Annotated in this window: 16 protein-coding genes and 1 pseudogene; 8 read left to right on the top strand and 9 right to left on the bottom strand. The window is 70.8% G+C overall.

Annotated features, from left to right (window positions below; genetic code table 11):
• Window positions 1-199 precede the first annotated feature (199 nt).
• From IF22_RS0117480 to IF22_RS0117460, 5 genes are all read left to right on the top strand, one after another.
• On the top strand, window positions 200-793 hold the full coding sequence (locus IF22_RS0117480) for a hypothetical protein (RefSeq protein WP_030333264.1): 594 nt from the start codon (window positions 200-202) through the stop codon (window positions 791-793).
• A gap of 11 nt (window positions 794-804) precedes the next feature.
• A complete protein-coding gene (locus tag IF22_RS36455) occupies window positions 805-1,869 on the top strand; it encodes a hypothetical protein (protein WP_030333263.1) in 1,065 nt (354 codons plus the stop codon).
• 197 nt (window positions 1,870-2,066) lie between these two features.
• Window positions 2,067-3,725 carry a sodium:solute symporter family protein gene (locus IF22_RS0117470; RefSeq protein ID WP_030333262.1) on the top strand — a complete coding sequence of 553 codons (1,659 nt, stop codon included), beginning with the start codon at window positions 2,067-2,069 and terminating at the stop codon, window positions 3,723-3,725.
• A gap of 16 nt (window positions 3,726-3,741) precedes the next feature.
• On the top strand, window positions 3,742-4,050 hold the full coding sequence (locus IF22_RS0117465) for a hypothetical protein (protein ID WP_030333261.1): 309 nt from the start codon (window positions 3,742-3,744) through the stop codon (window positions 4,048-4,050).
• 118 nt (window positions 4,051-4,168) lie between these two features.
• The gene (locus IF22_RS0117460; protein ID WP_030333260.1) at window positions 4,169-4,555 is read left to right on the top strand and encodes a hypothetical protein; all 387 of its coding nucleotides are present in this window, start codon (window positions 4,169-4,171) and stop codon (window positions 4,553-4,555) included.
• Window positions 4,556-4,674: 119 nt separating this feature from the next.
• Here the strand turns inward: IF22_RS0117460 and IF22_RS0117455 are convergent, their stop codons facing one another.
• On the bottom strand, window positions 4,675-6,453 hold the full coding sequence (locus IF22_RS0117455) for a glycoside hydrolase family 6 protein (protein WP_030333258.1): 1,779 nt from the start codon (window positions 6,451-6,453) through the stop codon (window positions 4,675-4,677).
• 592 nt (window positions 6,454-7,045) lie between these two features.
• Between IF22_RS0117455 and IF22_RS35040 the strand changes: the two genes are divergently transcribed.
• A complete protein-coding gene (locus IF22_RS35040) occupies window positions 7,046-8,089 on the top strand; it encodes a hypothetical protein (protein ID WP_245233657.1) in 1,044 nt (347 codons plus the stop codon).
• A gap of 36 nt (window positions 8,090-8,125) precedes the next feature.
• The gene (locus IF22_RS0117445; protein WP_030333256.1) at window positions 8,126-8,824 is read left to right on the top strand and encodes a class F sortase; all 699 of its coding nucleotides are present in this window, start codon (window positions 8,126-8,128) and stop codon (window positions 8,822-8,824) included.
• Between the two features lie 74 nt (window positions 8,825-8,898).
• Here IF22_RS0117445 and IF22_RS0117440 read toward each other — a convergent pair whose 3' ends face one another.
• The gene (locus IF22_RS0117440) at window positions 8,899-13,968 is read right to left on the bottom strand and encodes an NAD-glutamate dehydrogenase (protein WP_030333254.1); all 5,070 of its coding nucleotides are present in this window, start codon (window positions 13,966-13,968) and stop codon (window positions 8,899-8,901) included.
• 289 nt (window positions 13,969-14,257) lie between these two features.
• Between IF22_RS0117440 and IF22_RS0117435 the strand changes: the two genes are divergently transcribed.
• Window positions 14,258-16,222, top strand: coding sequence for a penicillin-binding transpeptidase domain-containing protein (locus IF22_RS0117435; protein ID WP_030333252.1), 1,965 nt, complete (start codon window positions 14,258-14,260; stop codon window positions 16,220-16,222).
• Between the two features lie 695 nt (window positions 16,223-16,917).
• Here the strand turns inward: IF22_RS0117435 and IF22_RS33130 are convergent.
• From IF22_RS33130 to IF22_RS0117400, 7 genes and pseudogenes are all read right to left on the bottom strand, one after another.
• Window positions 16,918-17,943, bottom strand: a pseudogene (locus tag IF22_RS33130) (arginase family protein); the annotation flags it as partial.
• A gap of 66 nt (window positions 17,944-18,009) precedes the next feature.
• Window positions 18,010-18,933 (bottom strand): tetratricopeptide repeat protein, encoded by a 924-nt coding sequence (locus IF22_RS0117425; protein WP_030333248.1) that lies wholly within the window; start codon window positions 18,931-18,933, stop codon window positions 18,010-18,012.
• Between the two features lie 192 nt (window positions 18,934-19,125).
• Window positions 19,126-20,814: a coenzyme B12-dependent isobutyryl-CoA mutase large subunit gene (icmA, locus tag IF22_RS0117420; RefSeq protein ID WP_030333245.1), complete on the bottom strand. Its 1,689-nt coding sequence runs from the start codon at window positions 20,812-20,814 to the stop codon at window positions 19,126-19,128.
• A 122-nt stretch (window positions 20,815-20,936) separates the two neighbouring features.
• On the bottom strand, window positions 20,937-21,350 hold the full coding sequence (locus IF22_RS0117415; RefSeq protein ID WP_030333243.1) for an Asp23/Gls24 family envelope stress response protein: 414 nt from the start codon (window positions 21,348-21,350) through the stop codon (window positions 20,937-20,939).
• Between the two features lie 162 nt (window positions 21,351-21,512).
• Window positions 21,513-21,932 carry an Asp23/Gls24 family envelope stress response protein gene (locus IF22_RS0117410; RefSeq protein WP_030333240.1) on the bottom strand — a complete coding sequence of 140 codons (420 nt, stop codon included), beginning with the start codon at window positions 21,930-21,932 and terminating at the stop codon, window positions 21,513-21,515.
• Between the two features lie 148 nt (window positions 21,933-22,080).
• On the bottom strand, window positions 22,081-23,085 hold the full coding sequence (gene meaB / locus IF22_RS0117405) for a methylmalonyl Co-A mutase-associated GTPase MeaB (RefSeq protein WP_030333239.1): 1,005 nt from the start codon (window positions 23,083-23,085) through the stop codon (window positions 22,081-22,083).
• Window positions 23,082-24,266 carry an acetyl-CoA C-acetyltransferase gene (locus IF22_RS0117400; RefSeq protein ID WP_030333237.1) on the bottom strand — a complete coding sequence of 395 codons (1,185 nt, stop codon included), beginning with the start codon at window positions 24,264-24,266 and terminating at the stop codon, window positions 23,082-23,084. The genes meaB and IF22_RS0117400 overlap by 4 nt, the downstream gene beginning before the upstream one ends.
• Window positions 24,267-24,297: the final 31 nt, after the last annotated feature.

Here is a 24,297-nt window from a genome sequence, read left to right as displayed (position 1 = left end):
AATCGAGAGCTGTTGCACTACCGCCTGTCGCGCCGACATCGACGCTCCGGGATGTGCGCGGGCGTGGTCCGAATCCCACTTTTCTGGAACGAGTCAGATTCTGGCAGGTGGGGCAGTTGGGGCCTCGTCAGGAAAGTGTCTCGGATCGGGATTGGCGATCACTGCGCGGAGGGAATACCAGATGACGAAGGAGGAGCCCATGTCGTCCACGCAGATAGTCGTCATCGTGCTCGTCGTGCTGGTGATCGTCGCGGTGCTGGCCGTGGCCGCCCGCTCGCTCACCAACCGTCGCGCGCTCCGCAACCGGTTCGGCCCGGAGTACGACCGGGTGGTGGCGGAGCAGGACAGCCGGTCCGCCGCCGAGCGCGAACTGCGCGACCGGGAACGCCGGCATGCCGAGCTCACGCTCACCCCACTCACCCCGGAGTCCCGGGCCCGGTACGCCGCCGCCTGGGAGGAACTTCAGGTCCGCTTCATCGACTCCCCCGGCGAGACCGTGGGCGACGCGGACGAACTGGTCACGCGGCTCATCGAAGAGCAGGGCTACCCGACCGGTGACTTCTCCGACCAGATCGCCCACCTCTCCGTCGAGCACGCCCGCACCCTCACCAACTACCGGGACGCGCACGAGATCCACCTGCGCAACTCCCGGGGCGAGGCCAACACCGAGGAGCTGCGGCAGGCGGTTGTGCACTACCGCGCACTCTTCGCCGACCTGCTGGGCGAGGAGCCGGTCGGCCAGCAGACGCCCGAGCAGCGCCACCACCCGGACCACGACACCACGAGCCGCTGAGGAGGCCACCGATGCGCCAGGAAGAGCAGCAGGTGAGCAACGACCACCCGGAGGCCGTGCGGTCCGCGCCCGTGCCGGTACCCCCGGCCGGCGACCGGTCCGGCCGCTCCGACGTCCCTGAGGACGCCCTCGACGACCGGGGCACCTTCGACGACCAAAGCACCGTCCACGACCGGACCGACGACACCGACCGGGCCGACGACACCGACCGGGATGGCGCGTACGACCCGGCCGACGACGAGCTGACCGACGACTCCGACCCACGCCACCGACGCGACGACCGGTCCACCGACGAGGGCGGTTTCCACGAGCCGGGGCCGCTGCCGACCACGTTCGGCGCCACCACTGTCGCCGACGCGGTGGCCGCCTCCGCGCTGGCCAGCCCGCGCCCGCAGGACCAGCCGGACCCCCGGGCCGAGCGGACCGCCCAGCCGGGCGACGGCGCCGAGGATGGCGAGCGGGAGGGTCTGCGCGCCGACCCGACCGCCGAGCTGCACCGCCGCGACTCGGACGTCGACGTCGACAGCACCGACGTCGACAACCGCAGCGACGTCGACGACCGCGCCGACGCGGACACGTCAGCGCGGACCGTCGTCCCGCCGGGGAGCACGAACGGCGACCCCGAGCGACGCGGCGATCTGACCGGCGATCGGGAGGCCGCCGCGGCGGGCGCGGCCGGCTACGGCAGCGCCACACCGGAGATGGTCGACCCGGACGCGGACGGCGAACCGGTCCCCGGCGACGACACCAGCCCCACGCTGGCGGCCGCCGGAACATCCCGACCCGCCGGGTCGACTGTCGCGGCCGGGCCGGCCACGCTCCTCGAACCGGACACCGCGCAGAGCTTCCGGGACCGTTGGCGGGACGTGCAGCTGCGTTTCGTCGACGACCCGAAGGCGGCTGCCGGCGAGGCGCAGTCGCTGGTGGAGGAGGCCATCCAGGCCCTCTCCTCGGCACTGGCCGCGCAGAAGACCACGCTGGGCGGGTGGCAGGACGCCGGCTCGGCCGACACCGAGCAGCTGCGCATGGCGGTCCGCAACTACCGGGACTTCCTGGACCGCGTCCTCGGTCGCTGACCCACCCCGCAGACAGGCGGCGCCCCGGCCCTGACGGCCGGGGCGCCCTCTTGCGCGCGCTGGTCGGCGCCCGGGCGCCCCCAGACCGCCCGACCGGGGTGGAACAGGACGGTTCCCACCTCCAGGCGTGAAACCGCGCAGGCGGGGTAATAGGGCGCGCGGCAACCAGCGCGGACGTCGGGACGAGGGGTGGCGGGATGGACGGCGACGGTCTCCGGCTCAACATGAACGGCCTGGACTATCTGATTCTGGCGCTGTACTTCGTCACCGTCCTCGGGGTCGGCTTCGCCGCCCGACGGGCCATCCGGACCAGCGTCGACTTCTTCCTCTCCGGCCGCTCCCTGCCGGCCTGGGTGACCGGTCTCGCCTTCGTCTCGGCGAACCTGGGCGCGTTGGAGATCATCGGAATGGCCGCGAACGGGGCCCAGTACGGCGTGATGACGGTCCACTACTACTGGATCGGCGCGGTCCCGGCGATGGTCTTCCTGGGCATCGTGATGATGCCCTTCTACTACGGCTCCAAGGTCCGCAGCGTCCCCGAATACCTGCGGCTGCGATTCAACCGCCCCACCCACCTGCTCAACGCGCTCAGCTTCGCCGTCGCCCAGGTGCTGATCGCCGGCGTGAACCTCTACGCGCTGGCCCTCGTCATGCAGGCGCTGCTCGGCTGGCCGCTCTGGACGGCGATCGTGGTCGGGGCGGCGATCGTCCTGGCGTACATCACCATCGGCGGCCTGTCCGGGGCGATCTACAACGAGGTGCTCCAGTTCTTCGTCATCCTCGCCGGCCTCATTCCGGTCACGGTGATCGGCCTGGTCAAGGTCGGCGGGTGGAACGGCCTCATGGACGCGGTCGCCGACACCAAACTCGGAGAGGCGGGCCTGCACGCGTGGCAGGACACCGGCAGCACGGCCAACCCGCTCGGCGCGCACTGGATCGGCATCGTCTTCGGCCTCGGCTTCGTGCTCTCGTTCGGCTACTGGACGACGAACTTCGCCGAGGTGCAGCGTGCCCTGTCGGCGAAGAACATGAGCGCCGCCCGGCGTACGCCGATCATCGCCGCGTACCCGAAGCTGTTCATTCCCCTGGTCACGGTCATCCCCGGCCTGGTGGCCCTGGTCACCGTGAAGGGCCTCGGCGCGGAGAGCGGCGACCTCCAGTACAACAACGCCATCCCGCTGCTGATGCGCGACCTGCTCCCCAACGGCGTGCTCGGGGTGGCGGTCACCGGCCTGCTCGCCTCGTTCATGGCGGGCATGGCGGCCAACGTGAGCGGCTTCAACACCGTCTTCACCTACGACATCTGGCAGGCGTACATCCGCCGGGACCGCTCGGACGAGTACTACCTGCGGGTCGGCCGGTGGGCGACGGTCGCCGCCGTGGTGATCGGGATCGGCACCGCGTTCATCGCGGCCGGTTTCAGCAACATCATGAACTACATCCAGGCGCTCTTCTCCGTCTTCAACGCGCCGCTGTTCGCCACCTTCATCATCGGCATGTTCTGGAAGCGGATGACCGCCCTGGCCGGCTTCTGGTCACTGCTGCTGGGCACCCTGGTGTCGCTGAGCCTCTACCTGCTCTACAAGGGCGGTGTGGTCGATTTCAACTCCGACCTGGAGGAGAGCTTCTGGGGCGCCGGTCTGGCGTTCGCCACCGCGGTGGTGGTCGCGGCGATCATCACCCCGCTCACCTCGCCCAAGCGCGACGAGGAACTGCGCGGGCTGGTGTACGGCATGGGCGGCGTCGACCTGAAGGGCGACGTGCTCGCCGGGGACGCCGTCTGGTACCGCTCCCCGGTGCTGCTCGGTCTGATCGCGGTCGCGCTGGCCGCCCTCTTCTACATCCCGGTCTTCTGAGGAAAGGGGTCGGCAGATGAGCAACGACGGCCAGCCGGCACAGGACCCGCTGATCGACGAGACGCAGGAGGAGCAGCGGCGCTCCGCCGCGGCCCGGCTGTTCGACATCCGCCGGGTGATCGGTGGTCTCTTCGTCGCGTACGGGATCATCGTGACGCTGATCGGCATCTTCGACAGCCGGGCCGAGATCGACAAGGCAGAGGGCGTCCGGATCAACCTGTGGGCCGGGCTGGCGATGCTCGTCTTCGGCCTGCTCATGCTGCTCTGGCAGTGGTTGCGCCCGGCGGAGCCGCCGACCCCCAACGAGCACCAGCCCGGGGCCTGACCCGCCGCCCCCACCGAGCACCAGCCCGGCGCCTGACGGCCGGGCCGCCCGGCATGAGCGCGACACGAAGGGGTACGTGAGGAAATCAGGCACCGTGTCGGACACAGGAGGCAGCACGATGACCGATCGCGATCGCCAACCGCCGTTGGAGGACAGCCCCGAGGTGGCCTCGGCGGTGGATGATGACGCCACCGTGCCGCAACTGCGGACCGGAGGTGGCCCCGACCGAGACACGCCGAGCTTCGCCGAACCCCGCAACCGACCAGACGACCTGGCACCGGACACCGACGATCTGATCGGCGATCCGTACGCTGCCGGCACCGGGGCGACCGGGACGGGCACCGGCGCTGGCGGGGACAACATCCGCACCGGCGGCGAACAGCAGTGGGAGCCGGAGGACCTGGTGATGGCCCGCGGCCAGGACCTGACGCCGGAGAACCTGGACAGGGCCCGCCGTGACCTGGCTGAGCAGGGTCGGGCGGCGATCGAACGCACGGTGCCCTGACCGGGGCGAGGGGGGTCCCCGACCCGACCTGTGACGGTCGGGCCGGGGACCCGGGGGGAACCTGCTGCCAACAGTGCCTCACCAACCACTGGCAGCGGGTTGGTGCGTGAGCTACCCGATCAGAGCGCCGGGTAGGCGTTGCGCATGAGCTCCTGGAACTGGGCGGAGAACCACGCACCGGAGATCGGCGCGTCGCCCAGCGCCCCGGACGGGTTGTTGCCGTTGCGGGCGTTGCCGCCGTACGTCGGGTCGCACATCCGGTCGAAGCCCTTGCCCTCGTTGTTCGGGATCTCCTTGCTGGAGCCGTCCGACTCACCCGGCGGCTTCACCCAGACGTAGGCGTCGATCCCCGTCGCCGGGTTGGCCCGCGGCCGCTCACCAAGACCGGCACCGGCCTGGTTGCACCAGTTGCCGAGGTGCAGGCGTCGGTCGACCCGGCCACCGTTGACGTAGGTGTCGACGCTCGTCATGGCACCCGGTCCGGTGGGCCGCGCGGAGCCACCCCATCCGTTGCGGGAGGTGTCGATCAGCATGCCGATGTTCGAGTTGAAGCCCAACGAGACCAGCTTGGTCCGGAACGCCTGGGCGAACGACAGCTCGTCGACGTAGAAGTTCCAGTCGACCCACTTGGACTGCCGCACCGTCTGGCCGTTCACGTTGTCGGTGACCTTGAAGTACGGCTCCTGCAGCGCCGAGTAGTTCGCGGTGTTCGTGATGAACCCGTGCACGTTGTTGACCGTGCTGCCGGAGGCGACCGCGGCGGTCTTCAGGATCTCGGCGCTCGGGCCGAAGTTGGAGTCCCAGCCGAGCCAGCCGTGGTGACCGGCATCGATGTAGTTGTAGACGTTGCCGATCGAGCCCAGCTTGGCGAGGGCGTAGCCGACACCGTTGACGTAGGCACCGTTGGCCTTGACCGTGTCACACATGACCGTGCCGCCAGGCTGGCCGGAGGTGTTGGTCACCAGGTTCGGCAGCGAGTCGATCTCGATGATGTTGATGATCCGCAGGCTGCTGTACTTCGAGTCGCCCTGGATCGCGGCGATCGGGTCGATGTACTGGGCCTTGTACTTGGGCAGCTCGTCCGGGCCCAGCTCACCGTTGGAGGCGAGCGCGGAGCAGTCCCGGCCGGGCAGGTTGTAGATCACGAACTGGATGTAACCGGCGCCCTGGCGCAGCGCCTCGTCCAGGTGGTCCTTCACCCCGAAGGCACCGTTGGAGCTGCTGTCCGGCGTGCCGTTGATCGCGGCGATCCGGTCCAGCCAGACGGCGGTGGGGTTGTTGGAGACCCGGCTTCCGCCGGGCTCGGCGTCCGCCTTGGCCTTCCACTCCGGGTTCACGTAACCGCGCACCCCGACGTAGGGGTTGTCGACCTTGGTGCCGGGCGGCGGGTTGGTGGTGGGCGGCGGGTCGGTCGGCGGCGGGTCAGTGGGCGGCGGGTCGGTCGGCGGGGGCGTGGTCGGCGGGGTGGTGCCACCGTTGCAGACCACGCCGTTCAGGGTGAACGAGGTCGGCTTCGGGTTGCTGCCGCTCCACGCGCCGTTGAAGCCGATGCTCGTCGACGCGCCGGTGGCCAGGGTGCCGTTGTAGGACAGGCTCTGGGCGGTGACCTGGCTGCCGGACTGGGTGAACGTGGCCGACCAGCCCTGCTGCACCCGCTGGCTGGAGTTGGGGAAGGTCCAGCCCAGCGTCCAGCCGTTCAGCGGGTCACCGACGTTCTTGATGGTGATGTTCGCGGTGAAGCCGCCCTGCCAGTCGTTGCTCGTGTACGCGATATCGCACTGCGTCGCGGCCTGCGCCGCGGTGACCGGAATCGTTACGAGCCCACCGGCGACCAGGGCACCCGCGCCGGCGAGCGCGAGGGCCCGGCGTGGGCCGGTTAGCCTTCTCCACACATTCATGCCACTGATCTCCTTGGGCGAGACCGGGCCCAGGTACGGCCCGGCGGGACGGCCCGATGGGCGTCCTGCACGGACGACCGTCGGCGCCAACGGGATTCTTCGGGGGCGCCCGACCCGGACGGGCGATGGTGGTGGTGCCCGACCCGATGCGGCCGGTCGATCGGCGGCGGCATGTCGCCCGATGAACGGGTGCCCTCGACTGCCTGCCTGCACGGTGTGGCTCTCTGAACCGCGTTCGCCGATTCTTGCATGGGAGCGCTTCCATGGCAATGGCTCGATGCGTCGCCGGAGCCGTTCCGGACGATACCCCCCGACCGCGCCTTAGCGGCACGGTGCGGCCGCAGCCGCCGGTACCGGATGACTGGGCGGGGCGAGCACGAGGTGCTCCGAACGCCGCGAGCGCGCCTACCGCGTTACGGCCCGCCTGACACCACACTCAGCGCGCCGAAAGCCGCGTACCACCCCTTTGCCTCTTACCGGAACAAAGGTCAAAACGCGAATCTTTCACTTCATAAGTCATGAAACCGTCTAACGTCGGTCTTAGCTCGGTTGTCGCCGGGCTCAGGACAACAGGGATGGAGTGACGCAGGTCATGGCTAAGAAGATGCTCGGGAAGGTCGTTGCGGGCGCCGCGCTCGGCGGCGCGTCGCTCCTGGTGTTCGCACCGGGGATCGCGTTCGCCGACGGCCACGACGATGGCAAGGTCTACGCCAAGCCGCACGTCGTGAAGGCCGGCGACGAGGTCAAGCTCCTCGAGATCTGCCCGGATCGCCAGGAGCACGCGTACGTGTGGTCCAAGGTCACCGGCAAGGTCAAGCTCAAGCCGGCGCGTGAGGACCGGGGTGAGGACCGCGACTGGCGCGAGGGGGAGAACTCCTCCGACCACGACAAGGGCAAGGACGAACACGGCAAGGACGAGAACGGCAAGGACCACGAGGGCAAGGACGAGAACGGCAAGGACGAGCACGGCAAGGACGACAAGGGCAAGGACCACGAGGGCAAGGACGAGAACGGCAAGGACGAGCACGGCAAGGACGAGCACGGCAAGGACGACAAGGGCAAGGACGACAAGGGCGGCCAGGGTGCCGGCGCTGCCGCCGACGCCTACGGCGACGAGAACGGCAAGGACTGGAAGGGCGAGGAGCACGGCCAGGACGCCGAAGACAGCCGTGACAAGAAGGACTGGGAGTCGAAGGACGAGCACGGCTCGGGGACAAGGGCTGGGAGTCCAAGGACGAGCACGGCTCGGAATACGGCTCGGACAAGGGCTGGGAGTCCAAGGACGAGCACGGCTCGGAATACGGCTCGGACAAGGGCTGGGAGTCCAAGGACGAGCACGGCTCCGAGTACGGCTCGGACGAGCGCGGCGGTTACGGCAAGGACGAGCGCGGCTCGGACGAGCGTGACTGGAAGAAGGAGCGCGAGTTCGTCTACTACGGCGAAGCCACTGTCGACAAGGACGCCAAGCCGGGTCGCTACGAGCTCAAGGGCTCCTGCGGCGAGGGCGAGCTGGTCGTGCTGCCGCACGGCGGTGTCGACGGCGGTGACGGCGGCGTCAGCACCGGCACCGACCGGGGTCTGGCCACTGGTGGGGCGGGCCTGCTCGGCGCTGCCGCGCTGGGCGGGATCGTGCTGATGCGTCGTCGGCGGACCGATGGTTCGCTCGTCTGACGTGACGACGACACCGGCCGGCGGCCGTCGCGGGAAACCGTGGCGTGCCGCCGGCACGGCCGTCGTCGTCACCATGGCCATGATCGGCGCCGGCATGATCGGCGCCAGTCTGAAGGACACACCCGCCCCCCGACCGCCGCAGCCGTTGGCCCAGGCCGCCCCGCAGACCACCGGGCCGGCGAGCACCGCCGACGACGCCCCGCCGGTCGACGGGCAGCCGATCGGGGACTCGCCGGCAGGGCTGGCCCGGTCGGCGCCGACCAGCATCGAGATCCCCCGGATCGGTGTCGACGCGACGATCATGTCGTTGGGCACCAACCCGGACGGCACCGTCCAGGTCCCGCCGTTGGACAAGGCCGACCAGGCCGGGTGGTACGAGCCGGGCGCGAGCCCGGGCGAGACGGGTAACGCTGTCATCGTCGGGCACGTGGACTCGGCGGTGCTCGGCCCGGCCGTCTTCTTCGACCTCGGCGCTCTCACCCCCGGCGACACCATCACCGTGCGCCGCGCCGACGGCGTTCCGGCCAGCTTCACTGTCGACTCGGTGACGTCGTACCCGAAGACGGCCTTCCCCACCGAGCTGGTGTACGGACCGAGCGACCGGCCCGGCCTGCGGGTGGTCACCTGCGGCGGCCAGTTCGACCAGGCTGCGAAGAGCTACCCCGACAACATCGTCGTCTTCGCCACCCTGGCGGCGTGACCCACGACGAGGCGAAACGCGGTCCGGCCGGTCGGGGGTTCCCGACCGGCCGGACCGCGTCCGGCGTACCTGACTCAGGCGGCGGCGGAGGTCCGCACCAGGGTGCGGATCTGACGCAGCAGCACCGACAGCGCGGCGAGATCCGCCCGCGACTCGTCGAACTCTCCCATCGCCCGTCGGGCCCGGTGGATGGACGTGGCGTTCGACTGCTCCCACTGCTGCACCCGCTCGTGCGGCGGCAGGTCACCCGGGGTGGAGTCGAGCACCTCCGCGGTGAGCGCGGCCAACGCGGCGTACAGGTCGTACCGCAGCGCCATCCGGGCCAGCGTCTGCCAGCGGTCCTCCCGCGGCAGCAGGGAGATCTTCGACAGCAGCGAGTCCACCCGGAACAGGTCGGACAGCACGAAGTAGACCGAGGCCACCTCGCTGACGTCCCGCCCGCTGGCGTTCGCGGTCTCCACCACGTCCATCAGGCCGAAGCTGTACATCAGCCGGGTCGCCCGCTCCGCCAGTTCGCGGGGCAGCCCACGCTCGGTCATCGAGTCCATGTGGGCGGCGATGCCCTGGCGCTCGTTGCCGTAGAACAGCTCCTCCAGCCCGGGCAGCAGCCGGGTGACCCCGTCCCGCAGTCGGGCGATCTCGGCCGGCACGTCGATCGGCGAGCGCCGGTTGGAGACCAACCACCGCACCGCCCGGTCGAGCAGCCGGCGGGTGTCCAGGTAGACGCTGGTCTGCAGCTCCGGCGCCACCTTGTTGTCCAGCGCCTCGACCGCGTCCCACAGGTCGCGCAGGCCGAACACCTCGCTGACCACCACGTACGCCCGGATCACATCCGCCGCGCTGGCCGCCGTCTCCTCGACCACCCGGAAGATGAACGAGATGCCACCCCGGTTGATCGCCTCGTTGACCAGCACTGTGGTGACGATGTCCCGGCGCAGCCGGTGCCGGCCCATCCGGTCGGCGAACCGCTCGCGCATCGGCGTCGGGAAGTAGTTGACCAGGACGTCGGTCGTCCACTCCTCGTCGGCCAGACCCTCGGTGAGGATCTCCCGCTCCAAAACGATCTTCACGTACGCGAGCAGCACCGCGAACTCCGGCGCGGTCAGCCCGGACTCGCTGCGGACCGCCAGTTCCTCGTCCGGCGGCAGCGCCTCCAGGGCCCGGTCCAACCCGCCCGACCGCTCCAACTCGTTGATCATCCGACGGTGCACCGGGAGCAGCGAGGCGGCCTGGGCCTGGGCGTTGTTGATCGCCCGCGCCTGGTCGTAGTTGTCCCGCAGCACCAGCTCGGCAACCTCGTCGGTCATCCCGGCCAGCAGCTCGTCCCGCTCGGCAGTGGTCAGCTCGCCGTCGGCCACCGCCGTGTTGAGCAGGATCTTGATGTTCACCTCGTGGTCGGAGGTGTCCACCCCGGCCGCGTTGTCGATGAAGTCCGTGTAGATCCGGCCACCGGTCAACGCGTACTCGATCCGGCCGAGCTGGGTCCAGCCCAGGTTGCCGCCCTCGCCCGCCACCCGGCAGCGCAGGTTGCGCCCGTCCACCCGGATCGCGTCGTTGGACTTGTCGCCCACCTCGGCGTTGGTCTGGCTGGAGGCCTTGACGTAGGTGCCGATGCCGCCGTTCCAGAACAGGTCCACCGGGGCGGTGAGGATCGCCTTCATCAGGTCCTGCGGCGACATCTGCGTGACGTCGTCGTCCAGGCCGATCACCGCCCGGACCTGCGGCGTGATCGGGATGGACTTCGCGGTACGCGGGAAGATGCCACCACCCTCCGAGATCAGCTCCGTGTTGTAGTCCTCCCAGGACGACCGGGGCAGGTCGAACAGCCGCCGACGCTCCGCGTACGAGGTGGCGGCGTCCGGGGCCGGGTCGAGGAAGATGTGCCGGTGGTCGAAGGCGGCCACCAGCCGGATGTGCTCGGAGAGCAGCATCCCGTTGCCGAACACGTCACCGGACATGTCGCCGACGCCGACCACTGTGAAGTCCTGGGTCTGAGTGTCCAGGCCCAGCTCCCGGAAGTGCCGCTTGACCGACTCCCAGGCGCCCCGGGCGGTGATGCCCATCTTCTTGTGGTCGTAGCCGGCGGAACCACCGGACGCGAACGCGTCGCCCATCCAGAAGTTGTGGTTCTTGGAGATCTCGTTGGCGATGTCCGAGAACGTGGCGGTGCCCTTGTCGGCCGCCACCACCAGGTACGGGTCGTCCTCGTCGTGCCGGACCACGTCCTCGGGCGGCACGATCTGCCCGCTGACGATGTTGTCGGTGACGTCCAGCATCGCGCCGACGAACTCCTGGTAGCAGGCGACCGCCTCGTCCCGGTCACCCGGCTTCTGCTTCAACACGAAGCCGCCCTTGGCGCCCACCGGCACGATCACCGTGTTCTTCACCATCTGCGCCTTGACCAGGCCCAGCACCTCGGTCCGGAAGTCCTCCCGACGGTCGGACCAGCGCAACCCGCCCCGGGCCACCGGCCCGAACCGCAGGTGCACACCCTCGAACCGCGGCGAGTAGACGAAGATCTCGAACTTCGGTCGCGGCGCGGGCAGGTCCGGAATGGCCTGCGGGTCGAGCTTGAACGCCACGTACGCCTTCGGCCGCCCGTCGGCGCGCTTCTGGTAGAAGCTGGTCCGCAGGGTCGCCTCGATCAGCGTCAGGTACGAGCGCAGGATCCGATCCTGGTCGAGGCTCGCCACGTCGTCCAGCGCGCCCCGGATCGTCTCCACCAGCTCACCGCTGCGCTGCCGGCGCTGCTCGGTGGTCTGCTCCCCCGGCGCGAACCGGGTCTCGAAGAGCTCCACCAGCAACGCGGCGAGCTTCGGGTACGCGATGAAGGTCTGCTCCATGTAGTCCTGCGAGAAGACCGTGCCGGCCTGCCGCAGGTACTTCGCGTACGCCCGTAGCACCACCACCTGCCGCCAGGTCAGCCCCCCGCGCAGCACCAGCTCATTGAACCGGTCCACCTCGGCCTCGCCGCGCCAGGCCGCCGCGAAGGCGTTCTCCACGTGCGGGCGCACCTCGGCCAGTTCCTGATGCCCCTCGGGCAGCATGAGCCCGAAGTCGTACAGGTAGACGCGACCGTCGATCCGGTCCACCTCGTACGGGTGCTCGTCGACCACCCGCACACCGAGCGAGTGCAGCACCGGGAGCACGGCGGAGAGCATCATCGGCTCGCCGTACCGGTAGACCTTGAACCGGACGTCCATCGCCTCGGCCAGGTCCGCACCCGGCACCCGGGTGCCGGGTCGGGGCGCCAACTGCTTGCGGAACAGGTGCATCTCCAGCTGGCCGGGCTCCTCCAGCAGCTCCAGCTTCGCCAGGTCCTTCATCGCCTCGTACGGCGTGTGCCCGTCCTTGTAGCCCTCCGGGAACGCGTCGGCGTACCGGGTGAACAGGTGCTTGGCCTGCTCGTCGCCGAGCTTGCGCTCCAGCACCAACCGGTAGTCGTCGTCCCACAGTCGGGTGGCGTCGGCCAACTCCTCGGCCAGCAGGTCGGCGTCGATGTCGCCGGGCGGCCGCGTCGGGTCGGTACGGACGATGAAGTGCACCCGCGCCAGCATCGACTCGGTGACCCGGGTGGTGTAGTCCACCCCGACACCGTTCAGCTCGCGCAGCAGGATGTCCTGCATGCGCAGCCGGTTCTGGGTGGTGAACCGGTCCCGGGGCAGGTAGATCAGGCAGGAGATGAACCTCCCGTACGCGTCGCGACGCAGGAACACCCGCAGCTGCCGGCGACCGGCCATCCGCAGCACGCCGATCACCGCGTGGTACAGATCGTCGGTCTTGATCTGGAACAGCTCGTCGCGCGGGTACGTCTCCAGGATCTGGATCAGATCCTTGCCCGAGTGGCTGCGCTGGCTCAGGCCGGAGCGGTCCAGCACCTCGGCCACCTTGCGGCGCACCACCGGCAACTCGCGGACGCTGGTCCGGTAGGCGGCAGTCGAGAACAGGCCCAGGAAACGCCGCTCACCGATCACGTCACCGGCGGAGTTGAAGATCTTGAAGCCGATGTAGTCCAGGTACGCCGAGCGGTGCACGGTGGCCCGGGAGTTGGCCTTGGTGATGATGAGCAGGCGCTTTTCCAGCACCTTCTCGTGCGCCTCGGGCGTCATCGAGGACAGCGACCGCGCCTCCGGCGAATCGGAGCGCAGGATGCCCAGACCGGTGCCGAGCACCGCCTCCAACGCCTTGCTGTCGGTATCGCCGCCGTCGGCGTCCACCAGCCGGTACTCGCGGTAGCCGAGGAAGGTGAAGTGGTCGTGGGCGAGCCACCGCAGCAGCTCCACCGAGTCGGTGATGTCCTTCTCCGGCACCGGTGGGCGGTTGTCGGAGGTACGGGCCGAGGCCAGCTCGTCGGCGAGCGCGAGGGCCCGCTGACGCATCTTCGGCCAGTCCTCCACCGCCTCCCGCACGTCGGTGAGCACCCGCTGCAACTCGCGGCGCAACCGGTCCCGCTCGGCCGCGTCCCGGACCGGGTCGATCTCGATCCGCATCCAGCTCTCGATGATGTCGCCGGCGATCGCGTCGTCCGGCTCCACATCGGCGGAGACCTCGGTGAGCCGGCCGAGCGGCTCGCGCCGCACCACCACCAGCGGGTGCACCAGCAGGTGCACGTCGAGGTGGTACGAGTTGAGCAGCGCCGTCACCGAGTCGACCAGGAACGGCATGTCGTCCGTGACGATCTCGACGACCGTGTGGTGCTGGTCCGCGTGCGGTTCGTGGATCCGCAGCTTCAACTCGCCGGGCACCCGTTGCTGGGCGAGGTCCCGGTGCGCCCGGGCCGCGTCGAGCATTTCCTCCGCCGTGAAGCCGACCAGCTCCTCGTCCGGGGCGAACCGCCAGAAACGGCCGACAAGTGTCGCCGCGTCGTGATCGTCCCCCGCGAGCGCGACGGCCTGGGCCACCAGGCGCTCCGCGTTGGGAACGGGTTCGTCGAGCTCCGCGTCCTCCACGTCGTCGGCCAACGCCTCGGTCGGCAGGCCCAGATCGTAGATGGTGTCGATGCTCGACCCGGTCAGCCCGGTGACGCCCGTGTCGAGCCGGCCGTAGCCGTCCCCGTCGGTCGCCGAATCGAAGCTGTCATCGTCCCGGCCGGAGTCATCCTGCCGGAGGTCGGGTTCCGGTTTGATCGCCGGACGCCGGTCCATCGGTGCCACTCCCCTCGACCCACCGCGTTGTGGGTCACTCTGCCGCCCAGCCTAGGCCCTGCCGTTCTGCGCCTTCGTCGGCGGACCACTGGCCAGACGTCCGGATCGGGACTTTGTCCTTTCACCCGTTGCGGGTCCGAGGTTGGCCGGCTGCGGGATACCCCGCCACGCGATGTTCATCACACGGGTGCGGCCCATCTTTGAGCGCGGCCGAACACCTGGGGGACGTTGGGGACGTCGTTCACGTACTACCGTGCGAGGGCAGTCCGAGATCGGAAGGACCAGCTTCATGACCTTGTCGTACCCCCGGCCCCACCGGCCGAACCACGCTCGCCGCCTGGCCACTGCGGTCAGCACGGCGCTGCTCGCGGCGGGCGTCCTGGTCGGTTGCTCCGGTGACGACGGGCCGCAGCGCACCGTTGACGCCTTCCTCGCGGGCTGGCGCAGCGGCGACCTCCAGTCGGTCGGCATGATCGACCCGCTGGGCTCGAAACTGCCGTCGGCCGACGTGGCCCGCGAGATCAAGGACCTCTCCGGCGAGCTGGCGGCCACCCCGCCCACCCTGACGCGACGCGGCGAGCCGAAGATCACGAAGGACATCGCCACCACGACGGTGCAGGTGGAGTGGACCCTGCCCGGCCAGACCCGCTGGGCGTACGACCGGGAGGTGCGGCTCGCCCACGGCGGTGACGACCAGTGGCAGGTGATCTGGGAGCCGACCGTGGTGCACGAGCGGCTCGCCAAGGGTGACCGGTTGGCGCTGCGCCGCGACACCGGTGCCCGCGCCGCCGTGCTGGACAATGCCGGGCAGCCGCTCGTGACCCCGCGCCCGGTGGTCCGGGTGGGTGTGCAGCCCAACGGGGTCGCCGACATCAAGAAGCTCGTCAAGGACCTCGACGCGGCGTTCAAGGCCATCCGTCCGGCGCTGGTCCCCGGCGTCGACCTGGCCGACCTGCCCACCCGGGTGGCCGAGGCGGAGCCGGGTGCCTTCGTCGAGGTGGTGTCGCTTCGCGAGGAGGCGTACCGGCAGATCAAGCCCCGGATCTACGACCTGCCCGGCACCAAGTTCATCTCCGACAAGATCGACCTGGCGCCCACCCGCGAGTTCGCCCGCGCGCTGCTCGGCACCGTCGACCCGGCGCAGGCCGACGACATCGCCGCGCACCCCGACCGGTACGTCGTCGGCGACCTGGTGGGGCACGGCGGGCTGCAGGGCCGCTACGACGAACGACTGCGCGGCGGCCCCGGGCTGACAGTGGTGGTCGAGCGTCCGGCTGAGGGCGGCAAACTCGAACCCACCGGCACCGAACTGTTCCGCCGGGAGCCGCAGCCCGGGCAGGCGCTGAAGACCACGTTGGACGTCGCCGTCCAGAACGCTGCCGACGGGGCACTGCGCGGCGAAGCACGCCGGTCCGCCCTGGTGGCGCTCCGGGTCAGCGACGGTGCCGTGCTCGCCGCGGCGAACGGCCCCGGCCCGGCCGGGGAGAACCTGGCCTTCAACGCCCAGGTGCCGCCGGGTTCCACGTTCAAGATGGTCAGCACGCTGGGCCTGCTGGACCGGGGCGCGGTCACCCTGGACGGGCCGGTGGCGTGCCCGAAGGCCTTCACCGTTGACGGTCGGTCCTTCAAGAACTCCGACAACTTCGAGCTGGGCTCGGTGCCGTTCCGCACCGACTTCGCCAAGTCCTGCAACACGGCGTTCGCCGCGCTGGCGCCGAAGCTCGGCGGCGACGGGCTGGCCGCCGCCGGCCGCACGCTGGGCCTGGAGGGTCAGTGGGACCTCGGCACGGACGCCTTCACCGGCAAGGTCTCCACGGGCGGCAGCCCGGCCGAGCAGGCCGCGGCGTCGTTCGGGCAGGGCACCACGTTGGTCAGCCCGCTGGCCATGGCCGGCGCCACCGCCGCCGTCGCCCGCGGCCACTTCGAGCAGCCGAAGCTGCTGATCGACCCGGCGCCGGCCAAGCCGGCTCCGGCGGGTGAGCAACTCAAGCCAGAGTCCGTCGCGGCGCTGCGCACGATGATGCGCGAGGTGGTCACCACCGGCACCGGCAGCGCGCTCAAGGATGTGCCGGGCGAGGTGTACGGCAAGACCGGCACCGCCGAGTACGACGACAACCCGGCCCACACCCACGCCTGGTTCGTCGGCTGGCGGGGTGACGTGGCGTTCGCCGTCTTCGTGGAGAAGGGCGGGGCCAGCACCGCTTCGGCCGTCCCGATCGCCGAGCGCTTCCTCCGCGCCCTGCCCACCAGCTGACCCGGACTGCCACGCCCCGGGGCGCGACGCAAGGCCGACCACGCCTGCGGGCGCGGCGCAGAGCCGACCAAGCCCCGGGGCGCGACGCAAGGCCGACCACGACTGCGGGCGCGGCGCAGAGCCGACCAAGCCCCGGGGCGGCGAAGCGCCCGGACACCGCGCCTTCGGGCGGGCCCGCCAGCCTTGATCCACTCGGGTTTCAGGAAAGCGCGCTATCCGGCGCGGCCGGATGCCCCAACTTCAAGAAACCCGAGTCGATCATCCGCCCACGACCCGCGTTCGGGTCAAGCAGTATCGGCTTTGTGCAGATCTGCGCTGTTCTCGGTAGCTGAACTCGGACGCGGAGCGTCCTCGGCGGGCTGAGCGGGTCGCCGGAGCAGGCCCGGACCCGCCGATGCGGGCGGGCCGACCGGCTCGCGCTCGACCGCAGCCGGGATCATCGCCGGCACTACTCCCGACGGCTCGGCCTTCGGGTGCCCGAGCAGGCCAGGTTGCGCCGAATCGACAGCGCCGTCGCGGTCGGCATCAGCCAGTCCCCCACCGGGGCCATCGCCGCCGGCAAGATCCACGGCGTCAAGCCCGTCCGGCCGCGCAGCACCGTCCAGCCGCCCCGCTGCACCGGACCGTCCGTCACCATCCAGCCGCGCCACGCCATCAACCCGCTTGGCATCATCCAGCCGCGCCACGCCGCCAAGCCGCTCGGCACCGTCCCGCCGCTCCATGCCGCCAACCCGCTCCACCCGGTCGCTGGTGCGCCGAGGGCTGGGCGTCGGCCGGGCCGACAGCAGTCGGGGCGGCACCGCTTCCGGGGCGGTCACCGGCGCCAGACCGGCGACCACCGTGTTGACGATCTCGGCCGCGTACGAGCCGTCCGGGTCGTAGTCGGGGTCGAAGACGGTCAGCTCCACGCCGAGGCAGTGCGGGGTGTCGACCAGGCCGGCGAGCAGGATCTCCAGTTCGGCGAAGGCGATCCCACCCGGGTCGGGGGCGTCCACGGCGGGCATCACCGCCGGGTCGAGCACGTCCACGTCGATGTGCACCCAGTAGCCCGCGCAGTCGGCGAGCTGCTCGTGCGCCCACTGGGCCGTCCGGGCGGCGCCTTCGGCCCGCAGTGCCGGCACCGGTCGGGTGGTGATCCCGGCGGCCTGGAGGTCGAGCCGGTACTCGTCCTGGGCGCGGATGCCGAGCACCACCACGTCGATGTCGCGGAAGTAGGGCCGACGACCCTCCAGCGCGGCCAGGTCCGCCTGCCCCCGCCCAGTGACCAGGGCCAGGTCCTCACCGGCGGCGGCACCGACGTAGGAAGCGTTGCCGGGGTGCCGGAAGTCGGAGTGCCCGTCGACGAAGACCAGCCCGATCCGCCCGCCGACGGCCTCACCGAGGCGGTGCATGGCCAGGGCCGAGCCGAGCAGCACGGAGCAGTCGCCGCCCAGCACCACCGGGAACTCGCCCCGGTCGATGATCGAGCCGATGCGTTCGGCGAGGGCCAGCGAGTAGTCGGCGATCTCGCGGGCGTGACACACCCCGTCGCCGGGCCGCCAGTCGCCCGGGTCGTACCGGGCGGGGGTGACGCAGCCGGCGTCGCGGGCCCGGAGCCGGGCCAGCAGGTCGTGGTCGCGCAGCGCCCCGGGCGCCTTGGCGCAACCCGGGACCGACGTGGGCGTCGGCGGCCGTAGACCGAGATTTGTCGGCGCGTCGAGGACGGCGATCCGGCGCATCATGAGCTCCCGTCCTCGGTGGTCGGGCGGGCCGGCCGGAACGCCGGCCCGCGCTGGCGTGCTACGAACTCAGAACAGGGCGCTGGCGAGGGCCCGACGCGCCGAGGCGACCGCCGGATCGTCCGGGCCGGCGATCGAGAAGAGCGAGACCAGGTGCTGGCGGGCCGTCTCACGATCCTCACCGGCGGTGCGCCGGACCAGGGCGACGAGCCGCGCGTACGCCTGCTCGGCCAGGCCGCTGAGCACCTCGATGTCGGCGGCCAGCAGTTGGGCGGCGACATCGTCGGGGGCGCTCTCGGCGGCGGCCAGCGCGGCGGACGGGTCGGCGCCGGCCACCCGCCGGGCCACCCCGACCTGGGCCAGTCCCGCGGTGGCGGCGGCGTCCGCCGGGGCGTCGGCGAGGATCTTGCGGTACGCCTGCTCGGCGGCGTCCAGATCGCCGCTCATCAACGCGTCGTCGGCCTCGTCGAGGCGCGGGTCCTCCGGCTCGGCGACTGTCACGCCGCCGGCCTTGAGCACGGCCTGGATCCACTGCCGCAACTGCGGCTCGGGCACCACTCCGGAGAAGGCGTCGACCGGCTGACCACCGACGACCGCGTAGACCATGGGAATGCCCTGCACCCGGAACATCTGGGCGATTCGGGGATTTTCCTGCACGTCGACCCGGGCCAGCACCCAGGCGCCGCCACCCTCGGCGTTCAGCCGCTCCAGGACCGGGGCGAACTCGTCGCTCTCCGGGAAGCCGGCCGCGCCGAAGAACACGACGACGGGCGTGGTCATCGAGCGTTCGAGCACGTCGGACTGGATGGTCGCCTCGGTGACGTCCACGATGGCGGTGTCACCGCCAGCGGAGGGCGCACCGGGTGTGCCGTTGGACGGGCCGCCCTGAGGGGGCGTGCCGGGGCGGGTACCTGCTGGTGCGGGGCCACGCAGCGTGCTGAGGTCGACCGCGCCGCGGGTGAAGATCGACGAGGTGATCCGTGGGTCGCTCATGGTTACCTAGTCTCGCACGTGAGCCCCCGATCTCAGCTCACCCGCAACCCCGACGTTGCAACTCTCACGCCCCCACCCGCACCCCGCCCTCACCCCCGCGATCTTGCACATTCTGTCGCCGATACGCCACATTCACGCCTTATGACGGCACCGAAACCGCAAGATCGACGCGGGTGAGGGAGGGAGGGAGGGTTAGAAGCGTGCTGGCTCTCGGTAGGTGCCCCACTCGGCGCGCAGGGCGTCGCAGATCTCGCCCAACGTCGCCTCGGCGCGGACCGCGTCGAGCATGGCGGGGATCATGTTCTCGTCGGTACGGCTCGCCTCGATCATCCGGGTCACCGCCGCGCGGACCGCCGACTCGTCCCGCGCGCTCTTGCGCTCGGCGAGCACCCGACGCTGCTCCAGCTCCACCTCGTGCGAGATGCGCAGGATCTCCAGCTCCTTGGCGACGGTGCCGGTGTGGCAGTTGACCCCGACGATCTTCTTGTCGCCCTTTTCGAGGGCCTGCTGGTAGACGAAGGCCGACTCGGCGATGTGCCCGGTGAACCAGCCGTCCTCGATGCCGCGCAGGATGCCCGAGGTCATCGGACCGATCTGGTGCGGCCCGTCCCCGCCGAGCTGCCGGATCCGGGCGAAGATCTCCTCCGCCTCGGCCTCGATCTTGTCGGTCAGCGCCTCGACGTACCAGGAGCCGCCGAGCGGGTCGGCCACGTTGACCACACCGGTCTCCTCCATCAGCACCTGCTGGGTACGCAGGGCGATCTCGGCGGACTCGTCGGTGGGCAGCGCCAGGGTCTCGTCCAGCGCGTTGGTGTGCAGCGAGTTCGTGCCGCCGAGCACCGCCGCGAGCGCCTCGACGGCGGTGCGTACCACGTTGTTGACCGGCTGCTGGGCGGTCAGCGACACCCCGGCGGTCTGCGTGTGGAACCGCAGCCACAGGGCCTTCTCACTGGTCGCGCCGTACACGTCACGCAGCCAGCGGGCCCAGATCCGGCGGGCGGCCCGGAACTTGGCGATCTCCTCGAAGAAGTCGAGGTGCGAGTCGAAGAAGAAGCTCAGCCCCGGGGCGAAGACGTTCACGTCCAGCCCGCGCGACAGGCCCAGCTCGACGTAGCCGAAGCCGTCCGCCAGGGTGTACGCCAACTCCTGCGCGGCGGTCGAGCCGGCCTCGCGGATGTGGTAGCCGGAGACCGACAGCGGCTTGTAGCGCGGGATCTCCCGGGCGCAGTACTCCATCAGGTCGCCGATCAGGCGCAGGTGCGGCTCCGGGTCGAAGAGCCACTCCTTCTGCGCGATGTACTCCTTGAAGATGTCCGTCTGCAGGGTGCCGTCCAGCTTGGACAGGTCGGCACCCTGCCGCTCGGCGGCGACCAGGTACATGCAGAACACCGGCACGGCCGGGCCGGAGATGGTCATCGAGGTGGTGACGCCGGACAGGTCGATGCCGTCGAAGAGTGCCTGCATGTCGGTGGCGGTGTCGATGGCCACGCCGCAGTGGCCGACCTCGCCGAGCGCCTGCGGGTCGTCCGAGTCGCGGCCCATCAGCGTCGGCATGTCGAACGCGACCGACAGGCCGCCGCCACCGGCGCCCAGGATCATCTTGTAACGCTCGTTGGTCTGCTGGGCGTTGCCGAAGCCGGCGAACTGCCGGATCGTCCAGGTCCGCCCGCGGTAGCCGGTCGGATACAGACCCCTGGTGTACGGGTACTCGCCCGGCCAGCCGATCCGTTCGAAGCCCGGGTACGCGCTGCCCTCGGGTGGCCCGTAGACGGGCTCCACCGGCATCCCGGAGAGCGTGGTGAAGTCCGCGTCCCGCTTGCGCGCGGCGTCGTACCGGGCCTGCCAGCGCGCCCGGCCGGCGTCGATCTCGTCGGCGTCCATGAGCAGGGCTCCTCCTCGGGTCCTCGACTGCACGTCGAGTGTAAGGCCCCCACCTGAACGATCGCTAAGTCGTGTCGTACCGGCAAGTAACACCCCGCCGCACGGGACGGCCGCAACCCGACTCAGACCGTCGGCGACCCCACGGACCCGCCCATCGCCACGTCGTCGACCCGGATGTTGACCTCGTCCACCCGCAGCCCGTACGCCTCGACCGCCTCGGTCACCTGGGCGCGTACCTGACCGGTGATCTCCGGCACCGGCCGACCTGCCTCGATCACCAACACCAGGTTGACCACGGCGGCGTCCCCTGTCACATGGGCCGAGCAACCCCGCCGGGCGTCACCCACCTGGTCCAGCCCGACCCGGTCGAGAACCGCGTTGAAGAACCGGGCCACGTCCCCGCCCAGGTCGGCCACGCCGGGCACCGCGCGGGCAGCCGCGACGGCGATCTTCTCGATCACCTCGTCCGCGACCTGGGTCGTGCCACCGGCCGGCACCGACGCCCTGGTCAGCTTCTGCGTTGCTTCCAGGTCCACAGTCGCTCCCTGCTCCTCGCACCACCGCGTCTGGGGGCACGTCCTGCCCTCCGACGACGGTGGGCGGTGCGAGCCTACTGCGACGGTGCGGCCCCGGGCTGTCCCCGGTGGATGGTCAACGGACGGCCCACCAGCCGTCACCGGCCGCCGGGCAGGTACGCCTCAGGCCCCGGCAGTCGCCCCGGGCTGGTTCAGCTCGATGTCGTCCACAGTGACGTTGACCTGGGTGACAGTGAGGCCGTACTTCTCCACCGCCTCGATCACCGCGGCCCGCACCGCCTCGGTCACGTCGGTCACGACGTGCCCGGCGTCGATCACCAGGACCACGTTGATGACGACGGAGCCGCCCTTCACGTCGGCCGACACGCCCCGCCGAGCGTCGCCCACCTGGTCCAGGCCGACCTTGTCCAACACGCTGTTGAAGAACCGGGACACGTCACCACCGAGATCGGCGACACCGGGCACGGTACGAGCGGCCGCACCGGCGATCTTCTCCACGACCTCGTCGGAAACCGACGTGGCACCCCGGGCCGCGCCCGTCGCGGGCGACACCGCACCGGCGTTCTCCACCGCGTCCGTCATGATCACATCTCCCCTGGTCCCGGTGCGATGTGGACCGACCGTCTCGTCAGCCCGCCGCGCGGCGGCCGACCGCCGGCCACGCGCCGCGAGCCTACTAAAACCGGAGCCAGCTTCGCGTCCGGGCGCTCGGTGCCGGCGCGCCTGCCGGTCAGCGGGCGAGCTGGGCGAGCAACTCGTCCGCCGCCGTGTACGGGTCGGTCGCGCCCTCGGCCACCCGGGCGGCGAGAGTGGACAACTGCGTACCGTCGCGAAGGGACCCGATCCGGGCGCGGAGGGTGCCGAGCGCGATCGCCTCGATCTCGGCGGCGGCCCGCGCCTCCTGGCGGCGGCGCAGCTCGCCGTGCTCGACCAGCCAGCCCCGGTGCTTGTCGATGGCGGCGGCGATGTCGTCGATGCCCTCGCCGCGCGCGGCGACCGACCGGACCACCTGCGGCCGCCACTGCCCCGGGCCGCGCTCACCGAGAGCGATCATGCCCTGGATGTCCCGGACGGTGGCGTCGACGCCGTCCCGGTCCGCCTTGTTGACCACGAACACGTCGGCGATCTCCAGGATGCCGGCCTTGACCGCCTGGATCGCGTCACCCATCCCCGGTGCGAGCAGCACCAGCGTCGTGTCGGCCAGCGAGGCGACCTCCACCTCGGCCTGCCCGACGCCGACGGTCTCCACCAGCACCACGTCGCAGCCGGCGCCCTCCAGCACCCGGACCGCCTGCGGCGTCGCCGCTGCCAACCCGCCGAGGTGTCCCCGACTGGACATCGACCGGATGTAGACGCCCGGATCGGTGGCGTGGTCCTGCATCCGCACCCGGTCACCGAGGATCGCCCCACCCGTGAACGGGCTGGACGGGTCGACCGCCAGCACACCAACCCGGTGCCCCTGCGCCCGCAGCGCCCGGACCAGCTCGTTCGTGGTGGTCGACTTGCCCACCCCGGGTGAACCGGTCAGCCCGACCACCTGCGCCTGCCCCGCGTACGGCGCCAGCGCCGCGGCGATCGCCGGGAGCAGCTCGTCGCCGTTCTCCACCAGGGTGATCAGGCGGGCCACCGCGCGGGGGTCACCCGCGCGGGCCCGCTCGACCAGCAGCGGTACGTCCCGACTACGGCGCACCGACGTGCTGCCCGCCGCCGGGACGGGCTCGGCCGCTCCGCTCACTGGCCCGGCACGTGGATGATCAGCGCGTCGCCCTGCCCACCGCCGCCGCAGAGCGCCGCCGCGCCGGTGCCGCCACCGCGCCGCTTCAGCTCCAGGGCGAGGGTGAGGACGAGACGCGCGCCGGACATGCCGATCGGGTGGCCGAGCGCGATCGCGCCACCGTTGACGTTCACCTTGTCCGGGCTGATCCCGAGGTCCCGGGTGGACTGGATGCCGACCTGGGCGAACGCCTCGTTGATCTCGATGAGGTCCAGGTCCGCGACGCTCAGGCCGCCCTTCTTCAGGGCGTGGTTGATCGCGTTGGACGGCTGCGAGTGCAGGGAGTTGTCCGGGCCCGCCACGTTGCCGTGCGCGCCGATCTCGGCCAGCCAGGTCAGCCCCAGCTCCTTCGCCTTGGCCTTGCTCATGACGAGCACCGCGGCGGCGCCGTCGGAGATCGGCGACGAGCTGCCCGCGGTGATGGTGCCGTCCTTCGCGAAGGCGGGGCGCAGCTTGGCCAGCGACTCGACGGTGGTGTCCGGGCGGATGCCCTCGTCCTCGCTGATCACCAGCGGGTCACCCTTGCGCTGCGGGATGACCACCGGGGTGATCTCGTCGGCGAAGTGGCCGTTCTTCTGCGCGGCGGCGGCCCGCTGGTGGCTGGCGGCGGCGAAGGCGTCCTGCTCCGTGCGGGAGATGCCGTGCTTGACGCCGAGCCGCTCGGTCGACTCGCCCATCGAGCAGCAGTCCCAGGCGTCGCTGAGCCCGTCGTGCGCCATGTGGTCCTTGACCACCACGTCGCCGTACTTGTAGCCGGTGCGCTGGCCCATCAGCAGGTGCGGGGCGTTGGTCATCGACTCCATGCCGCCGGCCACCACGATGTCGAACTCGCCAGCCCGGATCAGCTGGTCGGCCAGGGCGATCGCGTCCAGGCCGGAGAGGCAGACCTTGTTGATGGTCAGCGCCGGCACCGACATCGGTACGCCGGCCTCGACCGCCGCCTGCCGGGCCGGGATCTGACCGGCGCCGGCCTGCAACACCTGCCCCATGATCACGTACTGGACCTGGTCCGGGCTGACGCCGGCCCGCTCCAGCGCCGCCTTGATGGCGATCCCGCCGAGCTTGGTGGCGGGAAGGTCCTTGAGGTTGCCCAGCAGCCGGCCCATCGGGGTCCGCGCGCCGCTGACGATCACCGAAGCCATGCCTGCCTCCGAGGGGGGTGCCGAGCTGTAC

It is taken from the genome of Micromonospora parva (genome assembly GCF_000718515.1).
GTDB classification, from domain to species: Bacteria; Actinomycetota; Actinomycetes; order Mycobacteriales; family Micromonosporaceae; genus Micromonospora; species Micromonospora parva.
This window is presented reverse-complemented; position numbering and strand designations above follow the sequence as displayed.